Genomic DNA, 7,485 nt, shown 5'->3' on the forward strand with positions numbered 1-7,485 from the left:
AAGAGCATGATCGGCCTGACGCTGGAACGTCCGGTCGGCGAGCGGTTGTACGGCAGCCTGGCGCTGGCGGCGTTGGCCGTGACCAAGGGGGCAAGCATCCTGCGTGTCCATGACGTGGCCGAAACTGTCGATGTAGTGCGCATGATTGCTGCGGTGCAAAACGCCGAATAAGAACATTGGAGTCCCTATGAGCAGAAAATATTTTGGTACCGACGGCATTCGTGGCCGCGTCGGCGTATACCCGATCACGCCGGACTTCATGCTGAAGCTCGGCTGGGCGGCCGGCATGGCCTTCCGCAAGGCGGGCCACTGCCGGGTGCTGGTGGGCAAGGACACGCGGATCTCCGGCTACATGTTCGAGTCGGCGCTCGAGGCCGGCCTGTCTGCAGCAGGTGCCGATGTGCTGCTGCTCGGACCGATGCCGACGCCGGCCATCGCCTACCTGACGCGCACTTTCCACGCAGAGGCCGGTATCGTCATCAGTGCCTCGCACAATCCGCATGATGACAACGGCATCAAGTTCTTCTCGGGCCAGGGCACCAAGTTGCCGGACGAAGTCGAGCTGATGATCGAGGAGCTGCTCGACCAGCCGATGACCGTTGTCGAGTCGGGCAAGCTGGGCAAGGTTTCGCGCATCAATGACGCCGCCGGCCGCTACATCGAATTCTGCAAGAGCAGCGTGCCGAGCAGCACCAGTTTCGAAGGCCTCAAGCTGGTGGTCGATTGCGCCCACGGCGCCACCTACAAGGTCGCGCCAAGCGTATTCCGCGAGCTGGGTGCCGACGTGACCGTGCTGCACGCCCAGCCGGACGGCCTGAACATCAACGAAGGCTGCGGCTCGACCCATATCGAGTCGCTGCAGGCGGCCGTGCTGGTGGGGCATGCCGACCTCGGTATCGCCTTCGACGGCGACGGCGACCGCGTGCTGATGGTCGACCACACTGGCGCGATCATCGACGGTGACGAGCTGCTGTTCATCATCGCTCGCGACTTGCACAGCCGTGGCAAGCTGCAGGGCGGAGTGGTCGGTACGCTCATGAGCAACCTGGGCCTGGAGCTTGCACTGAAGGACCTGGATATCCCGTTCGTGCGGGCCAAGGTCGGCGACCGGTACGTGATGGCCGAGCTGCTGGAACGTGAGTGGCTGGTCGGTGGTGAAAACTCCGGCCACGTGGTGTGCTGCAACCACACCACCACCGGTGACGCGATCATTGCCGCGCTGCAGGTGCTGATGGCGCTCAAGCGTCGTGGTGAAAGCCTCGCACAGGCCCGCCAGGCCCTGCGCAAGTGCCCGCAGGTACTGATCAACGTGCGCTTTGGGGCGAGCAAGGTCGACCCGCTGGAGCACCCGGCGGTCAAGGAAGCCAGTGCCAAGGTGACCGAAGCGTTGGCCGGTCGTGGCCGTGTGCTGCTGCGCAAGTCCGGGACCGAGCCGTTGGTGCGGGTCATGGTCGAGGGCGAAGACGAAAGCCAGGTGCGCACGCACGCCGAAGCGTTGGCCAAACTGGTCGGCGAAGTTTGTGTCTGAAGGCGCTTGCCAGCGCAGATCTGGTTGGGTAAGATCTGCGCCCACTTTGACCGACGAGGTAAAGCATGCGTCGCCCTATGGTAGCTGGTAACTGGAAGATGCACGGTACCCGCGCTAGCGTCGCTGAGCTGACCGAAGGCTTGAGCAATCTTGCCTTGCCGAGCGAAGTGGAAGTCGCGGTATTTCCACCCGCCTTGTTCATCAATCAAGTGATCGATGGCCTGGCAGGCAAAGAAATTACTGTCGGCGCACAGAATTCTGCTGTACAACCCGAACAGGGTGCGCTGACCGGGGAAGTTGCTCCGGAGCAGCTGGCTGAAGCAGGTTGCAAGTTGGTGTTGGTGGGTCACTCGGAGCGTCGCCAGATCATTGGCGAAACCGACGATGTGCTCAATCGCAAGTTTGCAGCGGCCCAGGCCAAAGGTTTGAAGCCAGTGCTTTGCATAGGGGAGACCCTTGAAGAGCGCGAGGCGGGCAAGACGCTAGAAGTTGTCGGGCGTCAACTAAGCAGTATCATCGAAGCTTTCGGTGTTAAGGCTTTTGCCAATGCAGTAATTGCCTATGAGCCTGTATGGGCCATCGGTACGGGCCTTACGGCCTCGCCACAGCAGGCCCAGGATGTGCACGCCGCCATCCGCGGCCAGCTGGCGGCAGAAGATGCTGAAGTGGCTGCGAAGGTGCAGCTGCTCTACGGCGGCAGCGTGAAGGCGGCCAATGCGGCCGAACTGTTCGGCATGCCGGATATCGATGGGGGGCTCATTGGTGGAGCGTCCCTGAACGCAGACGAATTCGGTGCAATTTGTCGCGCCGCAGGAAACTGAACAAATGCTGGAAACAGTCATCGTTGTTTTTCATCTGTTGGCAGCGCTGTCGCTTGTAGTGCTGGTTCTGTTGCAACAGGGTAAAGGTGCTGAAGCAGGTGCATCTTTCGGCGCGGGTGCCTCAAACACCGTGTTCGGGAGTCAGGGCTCTGCAACATTCCTAAGTAAATTCACTGCTATACTCGCTGCCACTTTCTTTTTGACAGCACTTGGGTTAGGATACTTCGCGAAGCAACAAGCTCACCAGCTTAGCCAAGCAGGTCTTCCAGATCCAGCAGTGCTAGAAGTGAAAGAGCAGCAAAAGCCGGCAGTTAATGATGATGTACCGGTGCTCCAACAGCAGAAGAGTGAAGTCACCCCTAATACTGGTGATGTACCTCCTCCGGCAGAAGAGCAGAAGTAACGGGTTTCAAGTAGTAGTATTGCCGAGGTGGTGGAATTGGTAGACACGCAACCTTGAGGTGGTTGTGCCCATAGGGTGTAGGGGTTCGAGTCCCCTTCTCGGTACCAATTAAAGCTTGAGAGCCCGCTTTAGCGGGCTTTCTTGTAGGTGATCGTTTGGATTTGACCCCCAACGGGGTTCGGTCTTATACTTTCGCCCCAGCTTTGTCGCGGGGTGGAGCAGCTTGGTAGCTCGTCGGGCTCATAACCCGAAGGTCGTTGGTTCAAATCCAGCCCCCGCAACCAGCTTCAGCGGAGCCCCTTTTCAGGGGCTTTTTGCTAACCGAACAGTTTTCGGCGTCGTTGTCCAACGGCGCTTTCAGGGATGGGCGCTTCGCCCATTTTTTATTTGCACAGCATGCACGAGGGGGTTCAGGTGTCGAGCAAGCTAGAACAGTTGCAGGCCTTGTTGGCCCCGGTGGTCACGGGGTTGGGCTTCGAATGCTGGGGGATTGAATTCGTCTCCCAGGGCAAGCATTCGGTACTACGTGTCTACATCGACAAGGAAGGCGGGATTCTGGTGGACGACTGCGCAGAAGTCAGTCGCCAGGTCAGCAGCGTTCTTGATGTGGAAGATCCGATCAGCTCTGAATATACCCTAGAGGTTTCTTCTCCTGGCATGGAACGCCCGCTGTTCACGCTTGAACAGTTTGCCTCGCATGCCGGCGAACAAGTGAAGATCAAGCTGCGCTCACCCTTCGAGGGTCGTCGTAACTTCCAGGGCCTTCTCCGCGGTGTGGAGGATCAGGATGTGGTGGTCCAGGTGGACGACCAGGAGTTCCTGTTACCGATCGACTCGATCGACAAGGCCAATATTATTCCCAGTTTTGACTGAGACGTGCCGGGCCCGGTGGACTATCCGGGCCCAATGGCTTGCGCAAGGCGAGGCGTACGATGAGCAAAGAAGTACTGCTGGTTGTTGAATCGGTATCCAACGAAAAAGGTGTACCGCCCGGCGTCATTTTCGAAGCGCTGGAAGTGGCCCTGGCCACTGCAACCAAAAAACGTTTTGAAGATGAAGTCGACCTGCGTGTGGAAATCAACCGCCACACCGGTAGCTACGAGACCTTCCGTCGCTGGACCGTGGTCGACGAGGCCGATCTTGATGATCCGGCAATCGAGACCTGGCTCGACAAGATCAAGGACACTCACCCGGAAGCCAAGATCGGTGACGTGATCGAAGAGAAGATCGAGTCCATCGAATTCGGTCGTATCGCCGCCCAGACCGCCAAGCAGGTCATCGTGCAGAAGGTCCGTGAGGCCGAGCGCGCCCAGGTGGTCGACGCCTACCGCGAGCGCGTAGGCGAGATCATCTCCGGTACCGTCAAAAAGGTTACCCGCGACAACGTCATCGTTGACCTGGGCAACAACGCCGAGGCCTTGCTGGCTCGCGAAGATATCATTCCGCGTGAAACCTTCCGGGTCGGCGTGCGCCTGCGTGCACTGCTCAAGGAAATTCGCACGGAAAACCGTGGTCCACAGCTGATCCTGTCGCGCACTGCGCCACAGATGCTGATCGAGCTTTTCCGCATTGAAGTGCCGGAAATTGCCGAGGGCCTCATTGAAGTCATGGCCGCCTCCCGTGATCCGGGATCGCGAGCCAAGATCGCCGTCCGCTCCAAGGACAAGCGCATCGACCCGCAAGGTGCCTGTATCGGCATGCGTGGTTCGCGCGTCCAGGCCGTATCCGGGGAGCTGGGTGGTGAGCGTGTGGATATCGTCCTGTGGGACGATAACCCGGCGCAGTTCGTCATCAACGCCATGTCGCCGGCTGAAGTCGCGGCGATCATCGTTGATGAAGATGCCCATGCCATGGACATCGCCGTCGCCGAAGACAACCTGGCCCAGGCCATTGGCCGTGGCGGTCAGAACGTTCGCCTGGCCAGTCAGTTGACTGGCTGGACCCTGAACGTGATGACCGAGAAGGACATCCAGGCCAAGCAGCAGGCCGAAACCGGTGACATCCTGCGCAATTTCATTGATGAACTGGAAGTCGACGAGGAGCTGGCCCAAGTGCTGGTCGACGAAGGCTTCACCAGCCTCGAAGAAATTGCCTACGTACCGTTGGAAGAAATGCTCAACATCGATGGCTTTGACGAAGATATCGTCAATGAGCTCCGCGCTCGAGCCAAGGACCGTTTGTTGACCAAGGCCATCGCTACCGAAGAAAAACTGGCAGACGCCCACCCGGCCGAAGACCTGCTCTCCCTTGAGGGCATGGACAAGGACCTGGCGGCTGAACTGGCGGTGCGCGGCGTGGTTAACCGCGAAGACCTGGCCGAGCAGTCGATCGACGATCTGCTCGACATCGACGGCATCGACGAAGAGCGTGCCGGCAAGTTGATCATGGCCGCCCGAGCCCATTGGTTCGAGTAATTAGGCGCGGCCTGAGGAGAGAAGTGCATGACGCAAGTCACGGTGAAAGAACTGGCCCAAGAGGTCGAGGCACCGGTAGAGCGCCTGCTGCAGCAGATGCGTGAGGCAGGTCTGCCGCACACCGACGCCGGTCAGGTAGTGACCGACAATGAGAAGCAGACCCTGCTGACTCATTTGAAGAGCAGCCACAAGAGCAAGGCGGAAGAGCCGCGCAAGATTACCTTGCAGCGCAAAACCACCAGCACCCTGCGTGTCGCCGGTAGCAAGAGCATCAGCGTAGAAGTACGCAAGAAGAAAGTATTCGTGCAGCGCAGCCCGGAAGAAATCCAGGCTGAGCAGAAGCGAGAGCAGGACGAGCGCCGCGCGGCTGAAAACGCCGCTCGCGACAAGGTTGACGCCGACGTTCGCCAGCGCAACGAAGAGCAGGCTCGCCGGCAGGCAGCAGAAGCCCCTGCTGCTGCCCCGGCAGCCGCCGCCAAGCCAGCTGCAGCCGCGGCTCCGGCCCCGGTAGTCGCTGACGCACCGGCGTCCGAAGACGCTGCAGCCCGTGCTGCCGAGCGCAAGAAGGACGAGACCCGTCGCAACGAAAGCCGTACTCGCGATGACGACCGTCGTCGCGGCGAGGCTCCGCGTGTGTCGATCAAGGTCAAGGTCAAGGAGAAGGAAAAAGCGCCGACTCCACGTGCCGCTCCGCGCACCACCGACGAAGAGAGCGATGGCGCTCGTCGTGGTCGTGGTGGCAAGGGCAAGCTGAAGAAGCGCAACCAGCACGGCTTCCAGAACCCGACTGGTCCGGTCATTCGTGACGTGACCATCGGCGAGACCATCACGGTCTCCGAACTGGCCAACCAGATGTCCGTCAAGGGCGCCGAAGTGGTCAAGTTCATGTTCAAGATGGGTACTCCGGTCACCATCAACCAGGTGCTCGACCAGGAAACCGCTCAGCTGATCGCAGAAGAGCTGGGTCACAAGGTCACCCTGGTCAGCGATACCGCCCTGGAAGATTCCCTGGCCGAATCGCTGAAGTTCGAAGGCCAGACCGAGTCGCGCGCCCCGGTCGTTACCGTCATGGGTCACGTTGACCACGGCAAGACCTCGCTGCTCGACTACATCCGTCGTGCCAAGGTTGCCGCTGGCGAAGCCGGTGGTATCACCCAGCACATCGGTGCCTACCACGTGGAAACCGACCGCGGCATGGTCACCTTCCTCGATACCCCAGGTCACGCTGCGTTTACCCAGATGCGTGCCCGTGGTGCCAAGGCTACCGACATCGTCATCCTGGTGGTGGCGGCGGACGACGGCGTGATGCCGCAGACCCGTGAAGCCGTACAGCATGCCAAGGCAGCTGGCGTCCCACTGGTTGTAGCAGTGAACAAGATCGACAAGCCGGGTGCCGACCTCGATCGCATCCGTAACGAACTGTCGGTTGAAGGCGTGACCTCCGAGGAATGGGGTGGTGACACGCCGTTCGTCAAGGTTTCGGCGAAGATGGGTACCGGTGTCGACGAGCTGCTTGAAGCCGTCCTGCTGCAGGCCGAAGTGCTTGAGCTGACCGCCACTCCGACCGCTCCTGGTCGTGGTGTCGTCGTCGAATCGCGCCTGGACAAGGGCCGTGGCCCGGTGGCTACCATCCTGGTTCAGGACGGTACCCTGCGTCAGGGCGACATGGTCCTGTGCGGCTCCAACTATGGCCGCGTACGTGCCATGCTCGACGAGAACGGCAAACCTGTGAAGGAAGCCGGCCCGTCGATCCCGGTCGAGATTCTCGGCCTGGACGGTACCCCGGAAGCCGGTGACGAGCTGTCCGTGGTTGCCGACGAGAAGAAAGCCCGTGAAGTTGCCCTGTTCCGTCAAGGCAAATACCGCGAGGTCAAGCTGGCCCGTGCTCACGCCGGCAAGCTGGAAAACATCTTCGAGACCATGGGTCAGGAAGAGAAGAAGACCCTCAACATCGTCCTCAAGACCGATGTACGTGGTTCCCTGGAAGCGTTGAACGGCTCGCTCGGCAGCCTGGGCAACGATGAAGTCCAGGTGCGCGTGATCGGTGGTGGCGTTGGTGGTATCACCGAGAGCGACGCCAACCTGGCGCTGGCTTCGAATGCAGTACTGTTCGGCTTCAACGTGCGTGCCGATGCCGGCGCGCGCAAGATCGTCGAGCAGGAAGGTCTGGATATGCGTTACTACAACGTGATCTACGACATCATCGAAGACGTCAAGAAGGCCCTGACCGGCATGCTGGGCAGCGATGTTCGCGAGAACATCCTGGGTGTCGCGGAAGTGCGTGACGTGTTCCGTTCGCCGAAGTTCGGCGCCATCGCT

At 60.2% G+C, this 7,485-nt stretch carries 6 protein-coding genes, 2 tRNA genes and 1 pseudogene; all 9 read left to right on the plus strand.

All coding sequences use genetic code 11. The features are described 5' to 3' along the window. Positions 1-171, plus strand: a pseudogene (gene folP, locus HP547_RS25325) (dihydropteroate synthase); the annotation flags it as partial. A 16-nt stretch (positions 172-187) separates the two neighbouring features. Beyond that, positions 188-1,528 carry a phosphoglucosamine mutase gene (gene glmM / locus HP547_RS25330; protein WP_172221625.1) on the plus strand — a complete coding sequence of 447 codons (1,341 nt, stop codon included), beginning with the start codon at positions 188-190 and terminating at the stop codon, positions 1,526-1,528. Positions 1,529-1,593: 65 nt separating this feature from the next. Next, the gene (tpiA, locus tag HP547_RS25335) at positions 1,594-2,349 is read left to right on the plus strand and encodes a triose-phosphate isomerase (RefSeq protein WP_172221622.1); all 756 of its coding nucleotides are present in this window, start codon (positions 1,594-1,596) and stop codon (positions 2,347-2,349) included. Positions 2,350-2,353: 4 nt separating this feature from the next. Then, positions 2,354-2,752 (plus strand): preprotein translocase subunit SecG, encoded by a 399-nt coding sequence (gene secG, locus HP547_RS25340; protein ID WP_172221619.1) that lies wholly within the window; start codon positions 2,354-2,356, stop codon positions 2,750-2,752. A gap of 21 nt (positions 2,753-2,773) precedes the next feature. After that, a tRNA-Leu gene (locus HP547_RS25345) sits at positions 2,774-2,859 on the plus strand. 100 nt (positions 2,860-2,959) lie between these two features. Next, positions 2,960-3,036: transfer RNA gene (locus tag HP547_RS25350), tRNA-Met, on the plus strand. A 130-nt stretch (positions 3,037-3,166) separates the two neighbouring features. Beyond that, positions 3,167-3,625 (plus strand): ribosome maturation factor RimP, encoded by a 459-nt coding sequence (gene rimP, locus HP547_RS25355; RefSeq protein ID WP_172221631.1) that lies wholly within the window; start codon positions 3,167-3,169, stop codon positions 3,623-3,625. 59 nt (positions 3,626-3,684) lie between these two features. Further along, positions 3,685-5,166 carry a transcription termination factor NusA gene (gene nusA / locus HP547_RS25360; protein WP_016489167.1) on the plus strand — a complete coding sequence of 494 codons (1,482 nt, stop codon included), beginning with the start codon at positions 3,685-3,687 and terminating at the stop codon, positions 5,164-5,166. A 27-nt stretch (positions 5,167-5,193) separates the two neighbouring features. Continuing rightward, a partial coding sequence (gene infB, locus HP547_RS25365; protein WP_172288125.1) for a translation initiation factor IF-2 occupies positions 5,194-7,485 on the plus strand: 2,292 nt, incomplete at its 3' end.

It is taken from the genome of Pseudomonas sp. CM27 (assembly GCF_013179515.1).
In the GTDB taxonomy this organism is placed as follows: domain Bacteria; phylum Pseudomonadota; class Gammaproteobacteria; order Pseudomonadales; family Pseudomonadaceae; genus Aquipseudomonas.

Bases quoted from the DNA above. Each gene is read 5' to 3' on its own strand.
- nusA (WP_016489167.1), top strand. From the start codon at position 3,685: ATGAGCAAAGAAGTACTGCTGGTTGTTGAATCGGTATCCAACGAAAAA.
- glmM (WP_172221625.1), top strand. From the start codon at position 188: ATGAGCAGAAAATATTTTGGTACCGACGGCATTCGTGGCCGCGTCGGC.
- secG (WP_172221619.1), top strand. From the start codon at position 2,354: ATGCTGGAAACAGTCATCGTTGTTTTTCATCTGTTGGCAGCGCTGTCG.
- tpiA (WP_172221622.1), top strand. From the start codon at position 1,594: ATGCGTCGCCCTATGGTAGCTGGTAACTGGAAGATGCACGGTACCCGC.